The 19,803-nt window shown below is 63.6% G+C and carries 22 protein-coding genes, 1 other RNA gene and 1 pseudogene; 6 read left to right on the top strand and 18 right to left on the bottom strand.

Going from position 1 to position 19,803, the window contains the following annotated elements; all coding sequences use genetic code 11:
• Nucleotides 1-9 precede the first annotated feature (9 nt).
• The 5 genes from ilvC to miaA form a co-directional block, all read right to left on the bottom strand.
• Nucleotides 10-1,038, bottom strand: a complete 1,029-nt coding sequence (gene ilvC, locus FHS84_RS09550) for a ketol-acid reductoisomerase (RefSeq protein WP_166933420.1) — start codon at nucleotides 1,036-1,038, stop codon at nucleotides 10-12.
• A gap of 79 nt (nucleotides 1,039-1,117) precedes the next feature.
• Nucleotides 1,118-1,627, bottom strand: coding sequence for an acetolactate synthase small subunit (gene ilvN, locus FHS84_RS09545; protein ID WP_208393783.1), 510 nt, complete (start codon nucleotides 1,625-1,627; stop codon nucleotides 1,118-1,120).
• The gene (locus FHS84_RS09540) at nucleotides 1,624-1,896 is read right to left on the bottom strand and encodes a DUF6881 domain-containing protein (protein ID WP_166933405.1); all 273 of its coding nucleotides are present in this window, start codon (nucleotides 1,894-1,896) and stop codon (nucleotides 1,624-1,626) included. Before FHS84_RS09540 ends, ilvN begins: the two co-directional genes overlap by 4 nt.
• Before the next feature lie 11 nt (nucleotides 1,897-1,907).
• Entirely contained in the window at nucleotides 1,908-3,677 is a 1,770-nt protein-coding gene (locus FHS84_RS09535) for an acetolactate synthase 3 large subunit (RefSeq protein ID WP_166933402.1), read from the bottom strand.
• Nucleotides 3,678-3,921: 244 nt separating this feature from the next.
• Nucleotides 3,922-4,842: a tRNA (adenosine(37)-N6)-dimethylallyltransferase MiaA gene (gene miaA, locus FHS84_RS09530; RefSeq protein ID WP_208393782.1), complete on the bottom strand. Its 921-nt coding sequence runs from the start codon at nucleotides 4,840-4,842 to the stop codon at nucleotides 3,922-3,924.
• On the opposite strand from miaA, the gene serB reads away from it, so the two are divergent.
• Nucleotides 4,842-5,768: a phosphoserine phosphatase SerB gene (gene serB / locus FHS84_RS09525; RefSeq protein ID WP_166933399.1), complete on the top strand. Its 927-nt coding sequence runs from the start codon at nucleotides 4,842-4,844 to the stop codon at nucleotides 5,766-5,768. The two genes, miaA and serB, sit on opposite strands and share 1 nt — an antisense overlap.
• 1 nt (nucleotide 5,769) lies before the next feature.
• Here serB and FHS84_RS09520 read toward each other — a convergent pair whose 3' ends face one another.
• The 4 genes from FHS84_RS09520 to hflK form a co-directional block, all read right to left on the bottom strand.
• Nucleotides 5,770-7,122, bottom strand: a complete 1,353-nt coding sequence (locus FHS84_RS09520) for a Do family serine endopeptidase (protein WP_166933397.1) — start codon at nucleotides 7,120-7,122, stop codon at nucleotides 5,770-5,772.
• 189 nt (nucleotides 7,123-7,311) lie between these two features.
• Entirely contained in the window at nucleotides 7,312-7,779 is a 468-nt protein-coding gene (locus tag FHS84_RS09515; protein ID WP_166933394.1) for a GAF domain-containing protein, read from the bottom strand.
• A gap of 119 nt (nucleotides 7,780-7,898) precedes the next feature.
• Nucleotides 7,899-8,765: a protease modulator HflC gene (gene hflC / locus FHS84_RS09510; protein WP_166933392.1), complete on the bottom strand. Its 867-nt coding sequence runs from the start codon at nucleotides 8,763-8,765 to the stop codon at nucleotides 7,899-7,901.
• Nucleotides 8,762-9,880 carry an FtsH protease activity modulator HflK gene (gene hflK, locus FHS84_RS09505; RefSeq protein ID WP_243850897.1) on the bottom strand — a complete coding sequence of 373 codons (1,119 nt, stop codon included), beginning with the start codon at nucleotides 9,878-9,880 and terminating at the stop codon, nucleotides 8,762-8,764. Before hflK ends, hflC begins: the two co-directional genes overlap by 4 nt.
• Before the next feature lie 75 nt (nucleotides 9,881-9,955).
• Here hflK and FHS84_RS09500 point away from each other — a divergent pair, with 75 nt between their 5' ends.
• Both FHS84_RS09500 and FHS84_RS09495 read left to right on the top strand, forming a co-directional pair.
• Complete coding sequence (locus FHS84_RS09500; protein ID WP_166933389.1) at nucleotides 9,956-11,044, top strand: Mrp/NBP35 family ATP-binding protein; 1,089 nt, start codon at nucleotides 9,956-9,958, stop codon at nucleotides 11,042-11,044.
• Nucleotides 11,045-11,063: 19 nt separating this feature from the next.
• A complete protein-coding gene (locus FHS84_RS09495) occupies nucleotides 11,064-11,705 on the top strand; it encodes a putative 2OG-Fe(II) oxygenase (protein WP_166933387.1) in 642 nt (213 codons plus the stop codon).
• A gap of 152 nt (nucleotides 11,706-11,857) precedes the next feature.
• Here FHS84_RS09495 and FHS84_RS09490 read toward each other — a convergent pair whose 3' ends face one another.
• The 4 genes from FHS84_RS09490 to FHS84_RS09475 form a co-directional block, all read right to left on the bottom strand.
• Nucleotides 11,858-12,220: a hypothetical protein gene (locus FHS84_RS09490; RefSeq protein WP_166933385.1), complete on the bottom strand. Its 363-nt coding sequence runs from the start codon at nucleotides 12,218-12,220 to the stop codon at nucleotides 11,858-11,860.
• Nucleotides 12,221-12,285: 65 nt separating this feature from the next.
• Nucleotides 12,286-12,780: a dihydrofolate reductase gene (locus tag FHS84_RS09485; RefSeq protein ID WP_166933383.1), complete on the bottom strand. Its 495-nt coding sequence runs from the start codon at nucleotides 12,778-12,780 to the stop codon at nucleotides 12,286-12,288.
• Nucleotides 12,781-12,783: 3 nt separating this feature from the next.
• Entirely contained in the window at nucleotides 12,784-14,175 is a 1,392-nt protein-coding gene (locus FHS84_RS09480) for a serine hydrolase domain-containing protein (RefSeq protein ID WP_166933381.1), read from the bottom strand.
• A gap of 121 nt (nucleotides 14,176-14,296) precedes the next feature.
• The gene (locus FHS84_RS09475) at nucleotides 14,297-14,773 is read right to left on the bottom strand and encodes a GNAT family N-acetyltransferase (protein ID WP_166933379.1); all 477 of its coding nucleotides are present in this window, start codon (nucleotides 14,771-14,773) and stop codon (nucleotides 14,297-14,299) included.
• Nucleotides 14,774-14,906: 133 nt separating this feature from the next.
• On the opposite strand from FHS84_RS09475, the gene FHS84_RS09470 reads away from it, so the two are divergent.
• Nucleotides 14,907-15,434 carry an RcnB family protein gene (locus tag FHS84_RS09470; RefSeq protein WP_166933377.1) on the top strand — a complete coding sequence of 176 codons (528 nt, stop codon included), beginning with the start codon at nucleotides 14,907-14,909 and terminating at the stop codon, nucleotides 15,432-15,434.
• A gap of 66 nt (nucleotides 15,435-15,500) precedes the next feature.
• Here the strand turns inward: FHS84_RS09470 and FHS84_RS09465 are convergent, their stop codons facing one another.
• The 4 genes and pseudogenes from FHS84_RS09465 to FHS84_RS09450 all read right to left on the bottom strand — a co-directional run bounded on the left by FHS84_RS09465 (nucleotide 15,501) and on the right by FHS84_RS09450 (nucleotide 17,457).
• Complete coding sequence (locus FHS84_RS09465; RefSeq protein ID WP_166933375.1) at nucleotides 15,501-16,295, bottom strand: thymidylate synthase; 795 nt, start codon at nucleotides 16,293-16,295, stop codon at nucleotides 15,501-15,503.
• Between the two features lie 28 nt (nucleotides 16,296-16,323).
• The gene (locus FHS84_RS09460) at nucleotides 16,324-16,596 is read right to left on the bottom strand and encodes a BrnA antitoxin family protein (RefSeq protein WP_166933373.1); all 273 of its coding nucleotides are present in this window, start codon (nucleotides 16,594-16,596) and stop codon (nucleotides 16,324-16,326) included.
• A pseudogene (locus tag FHS84_RS23065) lies at nucleotides 16,568-16,842 on the bottom strand (BrnT family toxin). Before FHS84_RS23065 ends, FHS84_RS09460 begins: the two are co-directional and overlap by 29 nt.
• A 54-nt stretch (nucleotides 16,843-16,896) precedes the next feature.
• Nucleotides 16,897-17,457, bottom strand: a complete 561-nt coding sequence (locus FHS84_RS09450; RefSeq protein ID WP_166933369.1) for a hypothetical protein — start codon at nucleotides 17,455-17,457, stop codon at nucleotides 16,897-16,899.
• 10 nt (nucleotides 17,458-17,467) lie between these two features.
• On the opposite strand from FHS84_RS09450, the gene ssrA reads away from it, so the two are divergent.
• Nucleotides 17,468-17,808: a transfer-messenger RNA gene (ssrA, locus tag FHS84_RS09445) on the top strand.
• A gap of 73 nt (nucleotides 17,809-17,881) precedes the next feature.
• Here the strand turns inward: ssrA and FHS84_RS09440 are convergent.
• A complete protein-coding gene (locus FHS84_RS09440; RefSeq protein ID WP_166933367.1) occupies nucleotides 17,882-19,132 on the bottom strand; it encodes an MFS transporter in 1,251 nt (416 codons plus the stop codon).
• 131 nt (nucleotides 19,133-19,263) lie between these two features.
• Here FHS84_RS09440 and FHS84_RS09435 point away from each other — a divergent pair, with 131 nt between their 5' ends.
• Nucleotides 19,264-19,797: an SspB family protein gene (locus FHS84_RS09435; protein WP_166933365.1), complete on the top strand. Its 534-nt coding sequence runs from the start codon at nucleotides 19,264-19,266 to the stop codon at nucleotides 19,795-19,797.
• Nucleotides 19,798-19,803 lie beyond the last annotated feature (6 nt).

The following is a 19,803-nucleotide window of genomic DNA, read 5'->3' as shown; positions in this document are numbered from 1 at the left end:
AGATGAGGCTTATCCCTCACCACCCGTCTTGTCCTTGTCGACCAGCTTGTTCTTGCCGATCCAGGGCATCATGGCCCTGAGCTTGCCGCCGACCTCTTCGATCGGGTGCTGGTTGTTGATGGCGCGGGTCGCCTTGAACGACGGCTGGCCGGCCTTGTTCTCGAGCACCCAATCGCGGGCGAACTTGCCGGACTGGATGTTCTTGAGGGCTTCGCGCATCGCCTCTTTGGTGGCGGGCGTGACGATCTTCGGGCCGGTGACGTATTCGCCGTACTCGGCGGTGTTGGAGATCGAGTAGTTCATGTTGGCGATGCCGCCTTCGTAGATCAGGTCGACGATCAGCTTCACCTCGTGCAGGCACTCGAAATAGGCCATCTCCGGCGCGTAACCGGCTTCGACCAGGGTCTCCCAGCCGTTGCGGATGAGTTCGACGAGGCCGCCGCAAAGCACGACCTGCTCGCCGAACAGATCGGTTTCGGTCTCTTCGCGGAACGTCGTCTCGATGATGCCGGAACGGCCGCCGCCGATCGCCGAGGCATAGGCGAGGCCGAGGTCATGGGCGTTGCCGGTCGCGTCCTGCGCCACCGCGATCAGGCACGGCACGCCGCCGCCCTTGAGATATTCGCCGCGCACCGTGTGGCCGGGGCCCTTGGGCGCCACCATCACGATGTCGAGGTCCTTGCGCGCCTCGATCAGGCGGAAATGGATGTTGAAGCCGTGCGCGAAGAACAGGGCCGCGCCCTGCTTCATGTTGGGCGCCAGGTCTTCCTTGTAGATGTCGGCCTGCAACTCGTCGGGCGTCGTCATCATCATGACGTCGGCCCACTTGGCGGCGTCGGCGTTGGTCATCACCTTGAAGCCGGCGGCTTCCGCCTTCTTCCAGGAATTGCCCGGACGGGCGGCGATCACGATGTCCTTGACGCCACTGTCGCGCATGTTCTGCGCATGGGCGTGACCCTGCGAGCCGAACCCGATGACGGCGACTTTCTTGGACGAGATGAATTTCAGATCGGCATCCCGATCATAGTAGACGCGCATATGGCCTTCTCCTTAATGCGTTCCGGCGTGCAAGCGCGCCGTTCATACAACGATGTGTCGTGTCTCAAAAGCCCGGCGATTACATCGGATCCGGTCCGCGCGAAATCGCGGCCACGCCGGTGCGGGAAATCTCAACCAGACCAAGCGGCTGCATCAGATCGACGAACTGGTTGATCTTGTCGGGGCTGCCGGTGATCTCGAACACGAAGCTGGTGTGGGTGGTGTCCACGGGCCGCGCGCGGAAAGCGTCGGCGATGCGCAAGGCTTCGACCCGCTTTTCTCCGGTTCCGGCAACTTTGATGAGCGCCATTTCGCGCGCGATCGAAGGCTTGTCCACCGTCCAGTCGACGACGCGGTGCACCGGGACCACGCGGCCGATCTGGGCACGGATTTGCTCGAGGATTTCCGGTGTCCCCGAGGTCACGATGGTAATTCGCGACGTGTGCTGGCTGGGATCGATCTCGGCCACCGTCAGGCTTTCGATGTTGTAGCCGCGGCCCGAGAAAAGGCCGACGATGCGGGCGAGCACGCCGGCTTCGTTGTCGACCAGGATGGCGAAGGTGTGTCGTTCGATTCGGTTGGTGCTCATCTGCGTTTCAGCCATATCTTGTGGAAGTCTTCGGCTTCAATTTCTTTGGGCAGGAATTCCGGCTGGGCCGCGATTTCCTTCAGCGAGGGAACCGGCATGACGCTCAGCGCCGTTCCGCCCTTCTCCTCGCTCGCATCGGCATAGCCCTTGCGTCCGTCGGCCCATACTTCGACCCGCCGGCGTTCATAGGAGTCGTCGTCGATCTCGCTGTAGAGATGCACCGGACTGGCGGGGTCTTTGTGTACCCATTTGATGTAGAGATAACGCATGGGGTCCTCGCTCAGACGAGCATCTTGCCGGCATCGGAAACCTGCGTCGCCTCTTCGTCCGCATCGCACAGGATCATCTCGTTGTGCGCCGCGCCCGAAGGGATCATCGGATAGCAGTTCTCCATCTGGTCGACGATACAGTCGAACAGCACCGGCTTGGGGCAATCGATCATCTTCAGGATCGCAGCATCGAGGTCTTCCGGCTTGTCGCAACGGATGCCGACGCAACCGAACGCTTCCGCCATCTTGACGAAATCGGGCAGCGCCTCGGAATAGGTGTGCGAATAGCGCCCGCCGTGCAAGAGCTGCTGCCACTGGCGCACCATGCCGAGATAGCGGTTGTTGAGGATGAAGATCTTGATCGGCAGGTTGCTCTGCACCGCCGTCGACATTTCCTGCATGGTCATCTGCACGCTGCCTTCGCCGGCAATGTCGATGACGAGGCTGTCGCGATGGGCAAGCTGCACGCCGAGCGCCGCCGGAATGCCGTAGCCCATGGTGCCGAGGCCGCCCGACGTCATCCAGCGGTTGGGCTGCTCGAACTTGTAGCGCTGGGCCGCCCACATCTGATGCTGGCCGACTTCGGTGGTGATGTAGGTGTCGCGATTCTTGGTCAGTTCGTAGAGCCGGTCGATGGCGTATTGCGGCTTGATGCCGTTGCCGTTCTGCTTGTAGGCGAGGCAATTCTTGGCCCGCCAGCGTTCGATCTGCTCCCACCATTCGGCGAGCGCCTTCTTGTCGGCCTTGTATTCCTTCTGCTTCCACACCTTGATCATGGCTTTGATCGCCTGACCGGCGTCGGCGATGATCGGCAGATCGACGCGGATGTTCTTGTTGATCTGCGACGGATCGATGTCGACATGGATCTTCTTCGAGCCCGGCGAGAAGGCGTCGATGCGCCCCGTCACGCGGTCGTCGAAGCGCACACCGAGGCCGATCATCACGTCGCAATCGTGCATCGCCCAATTGGCTTCGTAGGTGCCGTGCATGCCGAGCATGCCGAGCCATTTGTCGTCCGAAGCGGGATAGGCCCCCAAGCCCATCAGCGTCGAGGTCACCGGAAAGCCGGTCAGTTCGACCAGTTCGCGCAAATGCTCGCTTGCCGCCGGACCGGCATTGATGACGCCGCCGCCGGTGTAGAAAATCGGCTTCTTGGCCGACGCCATCAGCGCCACGGCCTGGCTGATCGCATCGATGTCCGCCTCGAACGGCGGCTTGTAGGTGCGATGGCTGACGCTGCCGGGCTCGACGTAGAAGCCTTTCTTGAACTGGATGTCCTTGGGGATGTCGATCACCACCGGACCGGGACGGCCCGTGGTCGCGATCTGGAAGGCTTCGTGCAGGATGCGCGGCAGGTCGGCGATGTCCTTCACCAGCCAGTTGTGCTTGGTGCACGGCCGGGTGATGCCGACGGTATCGCATTCCTGGAAGGCGTCGGTGCCGATCAGATGGGTCGCGACCTGACCCGAAAGGACCACGATCGGGATCGAATCCAGCAGCGCATCGGCAAGGCCGGTCACCGCATTGGTGGCACCGGGGCCGGAGGTGACCAGCGCCACGCCGCATTTGCCGGTCGACCGGGCATAGCCCTCGGCCGCGTGCACGGCGCCCTGCTCGTGACGGACAAGGACATGGACGAGTTCGTTGGCGGCAGCAAACAGCGCGTCGTAAATCGGCAGTACGGCACCGCCGGGATAGCCGAAAATATGTTCGACGCCGTGGTCCTTGAGAGCCTGGATCACCATTTCGGCGCCGGTCATTTCTTTTATCGAAGGGATCATCGTCTTATCCATGTCTGCTTGCCTTGCGGCGTGACCCTCGGGGTCCTCATTCGGTGGCATTGTGGTCTGAAAAAGCGAAAGGGGCGTTGCCGCCCCTTGTCCGCGTGAAGCCGCCCTGCCGAGCCGGGACTAAACCCAGCCGGAGCGCGGCTTCCTAATAAGCAGTACCATCCGTTTAAACACAGGGGGTATTCCTTTGCGGTGGCTGCAAACTATGGAGCGGCAAGGGCGCCGTCAAGCAATTTTAGGAGGAAACATGTCGCATGCGGGACACAATGTTTCTGGAATCGTCCACTGAGAGCCACTCCCAGTCCGCCATCCGGTGGCGGAACCAGGTCACCTGACGCTTGGCGAACTGGCGGGTGGCGGTGACCGCCAGGGTGATCGCATCCTCGGCCTCGATCTCGCCCGTGGCAAGCGCCGTAAGCTGCCGCAATCCCAGGATTTTTGCCGCCGGCAGGGTGGGGTCGAGACCCGCCAGCGCCGCCGCTTCCGCCGCCGCCCCCTCTTCCAGCATCTTGAGGAAGCGGACCCGGATGCGCTCGCGCAAGTCGGCGCGGTCGAGATCGAGCACGAAGCGGGCAAGCTTGAGGCCGGCAAGAACCGGCGTCCCCGCCTCTTTCTGCCAGCTCGCCAGCGGACGGCCGGTCGCTTCGAACACCTCCCAGGCGCGCAACACCCGTTGCGGATCGGAGGAACGCAACCCCGCCGCAGTCAGCGGATCGCGCACCATCAGTTCGGCGTGAAGACTGGCCACGCCCAGCGCGGCCAGCCGCACCCGCGCCGCTTCACGGATGTCGACCGGCACGGACGGAATCGCAGCAAGGCCGTCGGTCAGGGCGGCGAAATAAAGCCCGGTGCCGCCGACGAAGATCGGCAGGCGGTTCTCGGCCTGCGCCTTCGCCAGGGCGGCGGCGGCGTCGATCTGATAGCGCCCGACCGAATAGCGCTCCGCCGCGCCGACATGGCCGTAAAGCAGATGCGGCGCCCGCGCGACGTCGGCCTCGGACGGCCGCGCCGACAGGATGCGCACCTCGCGATAGACCTGCATGGAATCGGCATTGATGACGATGCCGTTCAATTCTTCGGCCAGCGTCAGCGCGGCCGCCGACTTGCCGCTGGCGGTCGGGCCTGCAATAAGCACGGCATTAAACGAGGCACTCAATGCGATTCTCCCATGTCCTGAACGTTATCGCACAGGACGCCGGCCGGTTGGCAGCGCGGTTGCGCTCGTTCGGCGAACTGGCCTGGCTGGCGGAAGGTCGCGCCTTCGACATCGGCTTCGACGGCGATCCCGCGGCGGTGCTGAAGACGGCACGGGCGGCAGCGGGCGACCTCGCCACCGAACTCAAGGCCGACATCAATGTCGTGGCCTGCCAAGGCCGGCGCAAGAAACTCCTCGTTTCCGACATGGAATCGACCATCGTCAGTTGCGAATGCCTCGACGAACTGGCGGCCATTGCGGGGATCGGACCGAAGATCGCCGCCATCACCGAGCGCGCCATGCGGGGCGAGATCGCCTTCGAAGGCGCCTTGCGCGAACGGGTGGCGCTCTTGAAAGGCCTGCCGGTCACGGCGCTGGAAGAGGTCTATCGCGAGAAAGTGAAGCTGATCGGCGGCGCGCGCGAACTCGTCGCCACCATGAAGGCGAACGGCGCCAGGACGCTGCTGGTTTCCGGCGGCTTCACCTGGTTCACCGGACGCGTGAAAGACGCGGCGGGCTTCGACGAGCATCAGTCAAACACGCTGCATGACGACGGCAAAGTGCTGTCCGGCACGGTCGGCGAGCCGATCCTGGGGCGCGAAGCCAAGCTCGAGGCGCTGAAGCGCGCACTGGCCGAGCAGGAATTCGCACCCGCCGCCGCGATCGCTATCGGCGACGGCGCCAACGATCTCGCCATGATCCGCTATGCCGGCGAGAACGGCGGTCTCGGCATCGCCTTCCACGCCAAGCCGCTGGTGGCGGAAGCGGCCGGCACGTCGATCGCGCACAACGACCTGAAGGCGGTGCTGTATCTGCAAGGCTATTGCGAAGGCGAGATCGTCACCCCGCCGCCGCCCAAGCCGGAACCGCCGGTGTATAAGCTGTAAGCTAGAACCGCAGCGCCACGTATTGCAGCGAACCGGCGCGGCTCACCAAGAGCACTTCGACATGACGGCCGGCCTTGAGATCGGCGGCAATGCGCTGCTGCACGTCGCTCGGCGTTTTCACCGGCTGATCCTGCACCGCCACGATGACGTCGCCGGCGTGCATGTTCTTCTCGTAGGCCGCGCTGTCGGGATCGACGTCGGTTACCACCACGCCGGACACTCCGCCGGGCACCTGGAACTGGTTGCGCACGGCGGCATTCATCGGCGCGAGACCGAGGCCGAGTTGCGACGTCTTGCGCTTGGGCGGCGCCGATTTCTGCTGTTTCGGCGGATCGGCGAGGCGCTGCACCGTCAGGCGCAAATTCAAATGCTGGCGGCCGCGCAGGACTTCGACGTTGACCGTCTTGCCGATCGGGGTCGAGGCGGCGACCCGCGATAGCTCGCGGGCATCGGGGATTTTCCTGCCGTCGAAGCCGACGATCACATCGCGGGTGCGGATGCCGGCCTTCGCCGCCGGACCGTTCGGCGTCACGTTGCCGACCAGGGCACCCACCGGGCCCGGCAGTCCGAGACCTTCGGCGAGATCGGGCGTCACCGGCTGGATGTTCACGCCGACCCAGCCGCGACGGACCTGACCGAAGGCGCGCAACTGGCCGAGAATGTCGCGCGCCAGATTGGAGGGAATGGCGAAACCGATGCCGACCGAGCCGCCCGACGGCGAATAGATCGCCGAATTGATCCCGACCACGGTGCCGTTCATGTCGAACAGCGGCCCGCCGGAATTGCCGCGGTTGATCGGCGCGTCGGTCTGCAGGAACTCGTCATACGGCCCGGCGTCGATGTTGCGGTTGCGCGCCGACACGATGCCGGCGGTCACCGTCGAACCGAGACCGAACGGATTGCCGATGGCGATCACCCAATCGCCGATGCGCGCCTTATCGGAATCGCCGAGATGGGCGGCCGGTAGCGGATGGCGCGGGTTGATCTTGAGCAGGGCGAGATCGGTCTTGTCGTCGCGGCCGATGACCTTGGCGGGCAAGGAGGTGCCGTCGTTGAGGGTGACCGTGATCTGGTCGGCGTCGTCGATGACGTGATTGTTGGTCACCACCAGTCCGCTCGGGTCGATGATGAAGCCCGACCCCAGCGACGAGACATGGCGCGGCAGGCTCGAGCGCGGCCCGAACCATTTCTTGATGAGATCCTCGACCGGCGAGCCGGGCGGCACGTCGGGGATGAGATTGCGCTGGCTCGGCTTCAGCGTCTGGCTGGTCGAGATGTTGACGACGGTCGGCAACAGACGCGCCGAAAGATCGGCGAAACTATCCGGCGCCGGCCGCGCGAGAGCCGGAATCATCAGTAAAACAGCGCAAAACGCGGCAACTACCGGCGAACGCCAAGACATCGGCCAAAAGCCCCTGACTGCAACGGGATGCCTACAGCATATGCGGGCACGATGGGAAGCAAAGAGGCGTGATGAACGCTTGCGTGAAATAATCTTCAGCGTGCTGTGCCGGACTCACCACGGGCCGGGATAGGACTATTTTCAGGAAACGTCGTCGCTGCGCAGCATGAACAGCCGTCCCAGGGATTCGATGGCTTTGGCGTCGACTTCGTCGAAACGGCCGAAACTGGGGCTGTCGATGTCGATGACGCCGATGATGGTCGAATACTTGAACAGCGGCACCACCAGCTCGGAATTGGAGGCGGCATCGCAGGCGACATGCCCGGCGAACTGGTGCACGTCCGGCACGACCAGCGTCTTGCCTTCCGCCACCGCGGTGCCGCAGACCCCAAGCCCGACCTGCAGGCGGGTACAGGCCGGCTTGCCCATGAACGGGCCCAAGACCAGCCAGCGCCCTTTGCGGAAATAGAACCCGGCCCAGTTGATGTCGGGCAGGTATTCCCACATCAGGGCGGCAAAATTGGCGGCATTGGCGATCGGATTGCGTTCGCCGGCCGCGCGATTGCGCGCCTCGTCTTCGAGTTTGCGGTAGATCTCGGCCTTGTCCATGCTGCCCCTCGCACAGTCCACGACACGCGGTACTTATAGGCGTGTTTGCGGCGCCCCCCGGCGCGGCACCACGCCTCATACGTGAGTCGTGCCGTTTTGAACACGGGCGGGGCGGACGGCTATTTCTTCTTGGAGGCGCCGTCGTCCATGTATTTCAGGAACTCGCTTTTGGGCGACAGGACCACCGTGGTGTTCGACCCCAGCGTGTCCTGATAGGCCAGCATGGACCGCCAGAAAGCATAAAAACCTGGGTCCAGCTTGGCCGCGGCGGCGGTCTTCGCCGTCTTGACGGCATCGCCTTCGCCTTTGATCCGGGCGGCCTCCGCCAGCGCCCCGGCCTTGATGACGGTGGCATCGCGATCGGCGCTGGCGCGGATTTCCTGCGCCTCGGCGTCGCCTTCGGCCCGGTAGGTGGAGGCTTGGCGCTCGCGCTCCTTTTTCATGCGCTGGTAGATCACCTCGCTCGCCTCGGCCGGCAGGCTGGCGCGGCGGATGCGGACGTCGACGATCTGGACTCCGAACTGGCGGGCATCGGCATTCATGCGGTCGCGGATCTGGGCCATCAGGGCCGAACGCCGTTCCGACAGCAGCGCCGTCAGGCTTTGGGTGCCGAGCACGCTGCGCAGGTTCGACGACAAAATCGACTTCAGATTGTCGGCCGCGATGTTGAAATCGGGCTGGGCCGAGAACAACAGCGGACTGACGATGCGCCAGCGCACGAACACGTCGACGGCAACGTGCTTGTGATCCTGGGTGAAGATGTCTTCATTCTGGGTTTCGAGGTCGAGCAGCCGGCGGTCGAAGAACAGCGCCTTCTGCAGCGGCGACTTGAAATGCAGGCCGGGCTCGGTGACGACGCCGATCGGCGCCCCGAATTCGACCAGGGCCACCTGCTGGGTCTGCGACACGGTGTAGACGCACGACACCATCAGGCCGGTGAGAAGCAGCACCACGATGGCAAGGCTGAGGCCGAGAACGCGGTTCATTTCTTGGCGCCTCCCGGTTTGCCGGCTCGGGCAGGCGCAGGTTTCGGTGCGGACGACGGCGGAATTTGCAGGGTGACACCCTTGGCTTCGTCGTCGATGATGATCTTGTTGAGCGGCTTCAGCACCGTCGTCATGGTCTCGAGATAAATCCGGCGCCGTGTCACATCCGGTGCCTTTTTGTATTCCTGATACACGGCGGTGAAGCGCTTGGCCTCGCCTTCGCCGAGCACGATGGCCTGCTGTTTGTAGGCCTCGGCCTCCTTGACGATGCGGGCGGCTTCGCCTTTCGCTTCCGGCACCGCGGTGGCGGCATAGACCTCGGCGTCGTTGCGCTTCTTGTCCTTGTCGGCGACCGCTTTCTGCACGTCGGCATTGGCGGCGCGCACCTGCGACGGCGTATCGACGCCCAGCATCTTGACGCTGACCACTTCGATGCCCGCGTTGTAGGTGTCGAGGATCGACTGCATGCCGCGCTGGACCCGATCCTGGATCTGTTCGCGGTGCGAGGTCATGATGGCGTCGAGGCGCTCCTGCCCCACCACTTCGCGCATGGCGCTTTCGGCGACCGCTTTCACGGTATCGTCCGACTTGCCGCGATCGACGTTGAAGAGATAGGCGTTGGCATCCTTGATGCGCCAGAACACCGAGAACTGCACCGCGGCGATGTTGTCGTCGCCGGTCAGCATGTAGCTCTCGTCCTGGATGTCCTCGCGCTGGCCGCCCGCCTCGGCCGGCGGCTTGAAACCGATATCGAGCTGGTTCGGCTTCTTCACATTCGGCGTGTAGGCGGTCTCGAACGGCCACGGCAGATGCCAATAGGTGCCCGGTCCGGTGTGTTTCACGAACGCGCCGAAACGCAGGACCACACCCTGCTCGTTGTCGTTGACGGTGTAGAAGCCGAGCGCCAGCCAGATCGCCAGCGCGAAAGTTCCCACCGCCCAGGCGCCGCGTTTGCCGAGAAATCCCGCCGGGAGGTAGCGTTGCAGATCCTCCCGCCATTTGCGCAGGAGCGACTCGAAATCGGGCGGACGCATGCCGGTGGGGGGCTTTGGCGGCGCGGGTTTACGGCTTTGCCCCCAGGGTCCCTTCGGCTGACCGCCGCCGTTCTCATTCATCCACGGCACGGGCCTTGATTCCTTGTCATTCCTGGCGTTGCGGTTATATGAGCATCCGGCAAAAGGCGCAAATTTATGGCAGTGAACCGCGAAGACATTCTTAAAGCCCTCGATTCCGTGATCGATCCGGTCAGCGGACGCAGTGTCGTGCACGAGGACATGATCGAAGGCCTCGTCGTGCGCGAAGGCCATGTCGGGTTCGTGCTCGAAGTCGATCCCGCCCGCGGCGCCACGGCCGAACCGTTGCGGCTCGAATGCGACGAAGCCGTAAAGAAGGTGCCGGGCGTGTTGTCGGTCACTTCGGTGCTCACCGCACACAGCGAACCGGCGGCCTCGCCGCGCCCGGCCCGCAAAGCCCCGCCGCCGCCCGCCGGCATCGACGGCGTCAAGGCCGTCATCGCGGTGGCGAGCGGCAAAGGCGGCGTCGGCAAGTCGACCGTCGCGGTCAACCTTGCGCTCGCTTTGTCCAAGCTCGGTCTCAAGGTCGGCCTGCTCGATGCCGATATCTACGGCCCCAGCGTGCCGAAAATGCTCGGCCTCACCGAGCGCCCGCTCGGCGAAAACGGCAAGTTCATCCCGCTGCAGAAATACGGCATCAAGGCGATCTCGATCGGCCTTTTCCTCGCCGACGACGAAGCCACCATCTGGCGCGGACCGATGGTGCAGAGCGCCCTCGTCCAGATGATCAACGACGGATTGTGGGCGCCGCTCGACGTCCTGGTGATCGACATGCCGCCCGGCACCGGCGACGTGCAGCTGACCATTGCCCAGCGCGTGCCTCTGAAGGGTGCGGTGATCGTGTCGACGCCGCAGGACGTGGCGCTGGCCGACGCGCGGCGCGGCATTGCCATGTTCCGCAAGACCCAGGTGCCGGTGCTCGGCATCGTCGAGAACATGTCGACCTTCATCTGTCCCAATTGCGGACACGAAAGCCACATCTTCGGACATGGTGGCGCACGCGAGACCGCCGCCCGGCTCGGCGAACCGTTCCTGGGCGAGATTCCCTTAAATACCGCCATTCGGCTGACCTCGGACGCCGGGACACCGATCGTCGCAGCCGCACCCGACACCCCCGAAGCGCGCGCTTTTCTATTGATTGCCGAACAGGTGGCGGCGAAAATCGGCGAGCCGCAGCGTCCCGCGCCGAGTATCGTGATCGAATAATCAGGATTTAATTTCATCCATGGTCGCTCCCAAGCCGCAGATCCGCAGCATGTTCGCGACGCCGGTGTGCGTGCATTACTTGCCGGTGGCGCAGGAATTCAACACCGAGCTGAGGCCGCTGATCCTCGATCACGCCAAGCTCGAAACCGCACCGGCGAACAACAATCACCATCAGGGCTGGCGTTCCGCCTATGATTTCGAAGCCTGGGGCGGCGGCAGCGTGCAGACCCTGTTCCGGGTGTTGCGCGAACTCGCCGACAGCGTGACCGCGATGCGCAACGGCACCCGCGTCGTGCTCGACTGGAAGATCCAGGCCGCCGCCGCGATCCGCAACAAAGGCGAATATCTCGAACGCGCCGCACGTCCGGGCTGGTATTGGTCGGGCGTCTATTACGTCGACGACGGCTATATGAAGCAGGACGATGAATCGCTCGGCGGCGAAGCGGAGCTGGCCGATCCGCGCGGCGTATTGCCGGCGATGCTGGCGCCGCAGTTCGGCTTCCGCGTGCCCAACGGCCTCACCGCCGGACAAGTCGAAGCCATCCGCCCCGCTTCGGGCATGATCATCCTGCATCCGTCATGGCTGCCGCGCGGCGAACACCGCTTCGACGGCAACGGCACGCGGGTGACGATCGAATTCGACCTCGCGCCGCCGGCATAAACACCGCGTGTCATCCCGGCCAAGCGCTCAGCGCGAAGCGCTGGGCGCGTAGAGCCGGGAGCTACTCAGACACAATCCAAATTTCGGAGTGGTTCCCGGGTCGCGCCGACGCGCCAGACGTTGACATCGTCGTGGCGCGCCCGGGATGACAGCTATTTCTGGATGCCTTGCACCAATTCGTAGTGGCGGCCGTTTTCGTCCCACGAGTCGCCGACCTTCTTGACCGAAATGTCGTCGCATTCGGGGATCTTGTACTTCAGCCGATAGAGCATCGGATAATCTTTGGCGTAAAGGCACATCTTGCCGTTCTCGAGCCGCCACTCGCCCTTCACGTCGCCGAGCCAGCTCGCCGCCAGGAAGGTATGGTCCTTGTTGTAGTAGACGCGCGAGGTGCCGAGCGTGTCTTTGATCACCAGTGTATTGCCATAACGCGAGGCCATGAGTTCGTCTTCGCTGGCGGCGAATGCTGCCGACGCCAGAAACAATGCCGATAAAGCAACGAGGCTGATACGCATGGTTTCGTTTCCCCCAATTTATTGGTGTGGGAGTCTTACGATGACTTGCGTCTCACGAATAGGGGTTAGACGGAACGCCGTTCGAGAGTGACGTAACGGTGGGTTGAGCCGGCCTCGATGCTGGCCGTCTGGCGCCATTTTCCGGGCGGGAAATCCGGCATCACGACATCGCCCTGTGGTGTACCGTACACTACGGTCAGCTCGATTTTGTCAGCGAACGGCAGGGCTTGGGCGAAGATCTCGGCGCCGCCGATGACCATGATCGCCTCCGGCATCTCTTCGTCGGCCCGCCGCAGCGCCTTTTCGATATTGGTCGCCACTACCGCCCCTTCGGCAGCGAAAAAACGGTTGCGGGTCACCACGATATTGGTCCGCCCGACCAGCGGCTTGAACGGCAGACTGTCCCAGGTCTTGCGCCCCATGATGCAGGGCTTGCCCATGGTGAGCTCTTTGAAGCGCGGCAGGTCGCCTTCGAGGCGGCCCCACGGCAGACGGCCGTCCGCACCGATGACGCCGTTTTCGGCGCGGGCAAGAACGAGAACGATGGGAGCCTGGGCCACGGATCACCTCTCGGTATCATCTCCCGACAAGGGCACGATCGCAGTATAGCGCCCATTGCCGTCAGTCGAAGCTACCATCAGCATGGTTTTGCGCGCGAACACAACGCGGTAAAGCCGCCGCAGGCCGCCGCTGTCCTTGGCTCTCTCGGACAGCAGTTCCGCCTTGCTTACCGGCCCCACCGCCTCCAGCATCGCCTGCCCGAATTCCTTGTAGAACGGCAGCCAATCGCGTGCGCCCTCGGCGGTAAACCGCGCTTCATCGAGTTTGCCGTCGCGCGCGGCGGCGAGCTGGGCCGTGAAGTCGGCTGTGAACTCGGGGTGGCTGTCGGCAATAGCGGGCTGCACGGGGGACGGCGGCAGCTTCAGATCGGCAATCGCCTGGGACAAGAGCGGCACAAACCGGCGCTGGTTGGTGAGCGCGATCACCACCAAATCGGCCGATGGGATGTACATCACGTCGCCGAGACCGGGCCCGCCGGTATGGCCGACCGTTTCGAGCCCGTGATAGCGACCGAACGTCCAGCCGACACCGAACTCGCCATTCCTGCCGTCGTTGAGGCGGATCGGGTGGGTGAGAAGCGCGAAGCTTTCGGGCTTCAGAAAGCCGCCATGCGTCAGCGCCGTCATCAGCGTCGCCATATCGCGGGCCGAACTGTAGAGCCCGCCGGCAGCGTAGGCATGCACGGGGTAAAGGAAGGCCTCGTCGCGCTGGACCGGCGCCCGCCAAGCGTAAACCTTCGCCCGGCCGGGGATGAGTCCGGTGGACCGGATCGGGCCGTCCTCGCGCGCCATGGTGAAGCCGGTATGCTTGAGACCGAGCGGATCGAGCACCTCGCGTTGCAGCAATGCGGTGTAGGAAAGGCCCGAGACCTTCTCCAGGATTGCCGTCATCACCACGAAATCGGTGAATCCGTATTGCGATTTCGAGCCGGGCGCGTAGGCAAGCGGGCGTTTCATCGCTTCGGAAGCCACCTCGAGCGGCGTCGCATTGGTGGATTGTCCGAGGCCTTCCGGCAGCCCCGACATGTGTCCGGCCAGATGGCGGATGGTAATCGCCTTCCAGCTTTCCGGCGCTTGCGGGAAATACTTGGTGAGCGGATCGGACAGCGAAAGCTTGCCCTGCTCGACCATTCGCATCAGCACAACACCGGCGAAGATTTTCGACACCGAGGCAAGCTGGAACGGCGTATCGGGCGTGACCTTGCCGTCCCATTCGAGATCGGCCGTGCCGTACGCCGCGAGCTTGGTGAGCTTGCCCTTCTCGACGACTGCGACCGCAGCGCCGGGGATATGGGCGGGTGCCATGAACTTCGCCATGGCGTCGTCGACCGGATCGGCGGCCGCGCCCATGGTCACCACGGCGTACAGAAGAACCAGCACGGATTTGAACGACATCGACTGCCCCAGACTCAGGTACCGGGCCAGTGAGCCGCCGGCGTGGGCCGGGAGCAAGTGTACTTTGTGCAAAGCTGACGCGCCGGGACGCAGCGGAAAGAAAACTAGTACCTGCGAGCCGTCACGAGGCCGCCAGTTTCGCCAGCGCCTCGCCTTGGACGCGGTAGACGGACCAGCCGTCCACTTCGCGCGCCCCGAGGGTTTCGTAGAATTCGATGGCGAGGCTGTTCCAATCGAGCACCATCCATTCGAGGCGGCCGCAGCCTTCGGCGACCGCGCGCGCCGCGTGGTTCACCAGCAGCGCCTTGCCGATGCCTTTGTTGCGGTACTCGGGCTTGACGAACAGGTCTTCGATATAAAGCCCGTGGCGGGCCAGAAAGGTCGAATAGTTGTAGAACCACACGGTGAAGCCCGCCGGCTGGCCGTCCCATTCGGCGATATCGCAGAAAAGTCGCGGCGTCGGTCCGAACAACGCTTCGTGTACGGTTTCCTTCGTCGCCACAACGCGATCGAGCAGCTTTTCGTATTCGGCGAGCGCCCGGATGAAAGAGAGCACAAGGGCTTCGTCGCCGGGCACAGCGGAGCGGATGGCAAGCATTGGAATTCCTTTCGGACGTCATCATAAGTTGGCTATTCCGGCTTGCCAAGAAAGCGGCCACACTCCCGATGCGAAGCGCGGAAGCGGAACGGCGCCCCCGGCCGGGCCGTTTTATTGGGCAAGGAGTGTTCGCATGAACGCCATTTTCGCAGCACTGGCCGGCGCATTGCTGATTTTCGGCGCCGCCGAAGCGCAAAGCGCTGCCCAAGAACACGGCAATCCGCCGGCGCCGCCGCCGAGAGCGGGATTTTCCGGCAATTCCGGTCCGCAGATCGGTGGGCCCAATCGCCACAGTTCTCCCGGCATCATGCCCAATCATCTCGGCATGAACCGCAACGGCGAGATCGAAAGCGTCGGCCCCAACCGGCCCGATGGCGACAACAGCCATTTCGGCGAAGAGCGCGGCAATTTCGCAGCCGGACGCCGCTTTCACATGGCCCCGTGGACGCCGCCGGCCGGATACCAGTATCGCCGCTGGACCACCGGCGAACACCTGCCGCCGCTTTATTACGGCCCCGATCTGCGGATCGCGCGCTTCGGCCTTTACGGCTTGACGACACCGCCGCCCGACAAAGTGTGGGTGCGCAGCGGTCCCGACGCGCTTCTGGTCGACCGCACCAACGGCGAAATCGTCCGGACGCAGTACGGGCTCTTCGACTAGCGCTGCGCGCGCGCCGTTCGTCCGCTGCGCGGACACTTCCCCCGCTGAAGAAGCGGGGGCAGAAAATCACACCGCCACCGCCGCCTTGATGTGCGGATGCGACTGGTAATTTTCCAGCGTGAAATCCTCATAGGTGAAGCGGAAGATGTCCTTCACCTCGGGATTGATCCGCATCGCCGGCAGCGGATAGGGCTCGCGCGAAAGCTGCAGTTTGGCCTGCTCGATGTGGTTCGAATAGAGGTGCGCATCGCCAAGCGAATGAATGAACTCGCCGGGTTTGAGGCCGGTGACCTGCGCCATCATCATCGTGAGCAGCGCATAGCTCGCGATGTTGAACGGCACCCCGAGGAAGATGTCGGCGGAGCGCTGATACATCTGACAGGATAGCTTGCCGTCGGCGACATAGAACTGGAACAGGCAGTGGCACGGCGGCAGCGCCTGCCGCGGAATGTCGGCCGGGTTCCAGGCGGTGACGATCAGCCGGCGCGAATCCGGATTGGTCTTGATGTCGTTCACGACCGTCGAAATCTGATCGAGCGTGCCGGAATGGTCGCGCGGCCAGGCCCGCCACTGATGGCCGTAGACCGGGCCCAGTTCGCCGTTCTTGTCGGCCCATTCGTCCCAGATCGAGACCCCGTGCTCGTTGAGCCATTTGATGTTGGTGTCGCCGCGCAGGAACCACAGAAGCTCGTAGATGATCGATTTGAGATGCAGCTTCTTGGTGGTGACCACCGGAAATCCTTCCGAGAGGTCGAAGCGCATCTGGTGGCCGAACACGGAAAGCGTGCCGGTGCCGGTCCGGTCGCCCTTTTGGACACCCGTTTTCAGCACGCGGTCGAGAAGGTCGAGATACTGTCGCATGGAACTCGCTATACCGGGATTCGTGTCCCTAGCCTACGCGCGCTTTGCGCAGGGCGTTGTTGATCCGGCTCTGCCAGCCCGGCCCGGTTGCCTTGAACCGTTCCACCACGTCGCGGTCGAGACGCAGCGTGACCTGCTGCTTGGTCGGCGCCTTTTGCGGCCCACGTTCGCCGCGCTTGCGGATGATTTCAACCAGATCAGACGGCAACACCTCCGCCATCGGCCGCATGGCGCGGATGTCAGCCGTCGTCAGCTCGCGCACTTCGCCATCTTTATCGGTCAGCGGCTTTTTCTTGCTCATATCGGCGCACCTCGCGCTTATTGGCTTTGCGAAAACTGATGACCCGAATGCCCTCTGGGACCGGCGTGAAACAGAGGACATGCAGCCTTTCACCAAGAAACCCCAACGCTACAAAGCGGCGTTCGGGGTAGGCAAAACGCATATCTTCCGCAACCTGCGCGGTTTCCCAGGCGAACCCTTCCACCATGGTGAACGGAACACACGCGCATTCTTCTCGCTTTTGGCGGGATCGAATTCGATCCTCATTTAATTGTAACTACAATAAGATTGGCAGTCAAGGCCGCCCCGCAGTCGGGCGGGTTACCGCACCGGGCAGGAACGCGCATCTTTGAGATGGATGGGTGCCCCGTGCGCCTGGATGATTGCTGCGATCTTCGGGAAATCCATCATCACAGCGGTAAAATTGTGCGGCGGCTTTTGATCGGGAAGGAGTTTGGCATAACCCGAGTCTGTATTGAGCAGAAAGCCGCCCAGCAGCTTTCCAACCTTGTCGTAGAACAGAAAGGCGTGCTTGGGGATCATGATGCACCCGTTGACGACATACGGTTCGGGTGCGCGGAACACCGACCGGCGCAACGTCGCGACTTCCGCAGCCGTCAACACCGCTACGTTGGTCGGCAGCTCACGGCGCAGCTTGGGACCGTCTCGGGTGATTAGGATATCGAACCCGCACGCGCAGGTATAAAGGCGCACCTCGGCCGCGCCAGGGAACAGCTGGGCGGGAATCTTAACCGCGTTGCGGTGGGCTTCCCAGGCGTTGGCCTTTGCCGTTTCCGCAGCAACCTCGTCCGGAGTCAATTCCTGGGCAAATGCCGGTGTCCCAAGCAGAAAGAAAATGGCCGCAACAATGATTGTGCGCACGTCCGCCCCCGCCCTTCAAATTGGCCACGCCACCCCCTATATTAGCACTGTCCGGCTTCGGCCGGACTACGGCGATAAACGGCTTCGTAATAAGCGGACTGGACCCGGGGGCGGTACCCGGCGCCTCCACCACTTCCTCCCGGCTAGAAGCGGGAGCCCTTTTCGAAGGGGCATGTGGGGGCGAAATAGGATCGACAGACGTGTAAAGGTTGACCTTTCGCTCGGTATGGTATCCGCCGTTATCGGGCTGTCTGTATAGGTGCCAACGACAATGAAATGGCCCTCGCTGCCTAACTTCTAGTTAGACAAGCGCGGTTTTGGGACGTGCACCGGGCAACAGAAGCACGTCCCGCTTCTCCCTCCATCTCGCCGCTGCTCGCCCAACATGCGAAGCCACCAACAGTGCTCCGCGAGGGAGGAACGGTCATTCCTTTGTCCTCAGATTCTCTAACTTCCACACCTGCCCGCGGCGCATCAGCCAGCCGAGGGTGGAACTGGCCAGCACCACCGAGCCGCCCCACAGGATCGCCTCGCGTACGCCGAAGCGGTCGGCGAGCGCACCGAGGATCAAGGCGCCCCACGGCATCATGCCGATGAAGGCCTGGCTGTAATGCGAGATCACCCGGCCGCGGAAACGCTCGCCGGCTGCGAGCTGGATGATGGTGTTGGTGGTGCCGCCTTGGATCATCAGGCACATCGCGGTCGGCACCAGCACGACGACCGCCTGCCACAGCCCCTGGCTTTGCGAAAACGCCATCAGCCCGATGCCGAACACCGCGCCCGCGATCACCGGCGCCGCGACCAGCCAGCGCTCCTTGATCAGCGACAGCCCGTAGGCGCCGACGAACGCACCCGCCCCCACCGCGGCCATCAGGACGCCGTAATGGGCCGCGGACCCGTGCAGCATGTCGCGGGCGAAGGCCGGCATCAGCGTCAGATAGGCGGCGCCGAAACACGACGAGGCGGCGATCAGGAACAGCGACACCCGGATCAGCCGGTGATGGAAGGAATAGCGGTAGCCTTCGGCGATTTCGTCGAGCGGGCGGTCGTGGCGGCGCGGCAGGCGCGGCGTGAGCCGCATCAACCACAGGCTCGCCAGCACCGCGGAAAACGAGACGGCATTGAGCGCGAAGCACCAGCCTTCGCCGGTCAGGGCGATCACGGCGCCCGCCAGTGACGGCCCGATCACTCTGGCGAGATTGAACATCATCGAGTTGACGGCGATGGCATGGCGCAGATCCGACGTCCCAACCATGTCGAGCAGCATCGCCTGGCGCGTCGGCATGTCGAAGGCGTTGATGAGGCCGAGCCCGAACGCCAGCGCCACGATCTCCCACACCCGGACGACGCCCGCCAGCGTCAATCCGGCCAGCACCGCCGCCTGCAACATCGCCGCAGACTGGGTGACGAGCAGCAGACGGCGCCGGTCGACGCGGTCGGCCACCAGCCCGCCGAAAGGCGCCAGAAAAAACACCGTCACCTGGGAACAGAACGTCGTCAGGCCGAGCAGGAGCGGCGAATGCGTCAAGGCGTAGACCAGCCAGGCCTGCGCCACCGTCTGCATCCACGTTCCCATCAGCGAGACAAGCTGTCCGGCGAAAAACAGCCGGAAATTGCGATGACGGAAAACGCCGAGCACGGCCAGGGCCGGACGGACCGGCTCCTCGTCTCGCAAGGAGGTCTCAGGACGCATGCCCGGCATAAGGCGCCAAATCGACAGGCGATTCCAGCGCCCCCGACCAACCTCCCGCATTGACTCGTCACGCCCGGCGGCTAGTCTCTGCCCTCTTTCCCGGACAGGGCGTAATGACCAAGGATTACATCGGCTATCAGGCTTTGCTGGACGCGGCGCTGCGCGGCGTCGTGCGCGATGCTCTGCGCCGGATCGAAAAACAGGGCCTGATCGGCTCGCACCATTTCTATCTCACCTTCAAGACCGGCTTTCCGGGCGTCGATATCCCCAGCTTTCTCGCCGAGCAGTATCCCGACGAGATGACCATCATCCTGCAGCACCAGTTCTGGGGTTTGAAGATCGGCGATGATTCGTTCGAGGTAGCGCTCACCTTCAAGAAGGTGCCGGCGACCCTGTCCATTCCGTTCCAGGCCTTGACCAAATTCTTCGATCCCGGCGTGCCGTTCGGCCTCGAATTCAAGACCACCGAAGCCGAGGTCAAATCCGCCCCCGCCAAGCCGGCGGACGCGGGTTCCCATACCGCGACCGAAGCGACGCCTCTGGCGCCCAAGCCGAAGTCCGAGGGCGAAGAGTCCGGCGAACCCGCCGCGGAAAAACCGGCCGGCGCGGGCGAAGTCGTCAGTCTCGATCAGTTCCGCAAGAAGTAGGCCGGG

Origin of the sequence: Rhizomicrobium electricum (assembly GCF_011762045.1) — a bacterium.
Lineage (GTDB): Bacteria > Pseudomonadota > Alphaproteobacteria > Micropepsales > Micropepsaceae > Rhizomicrobium > Rhizomicrobium electricum.
This window is presented reverse-complemented; position numbering and strand designations above follow the sequence as displayed.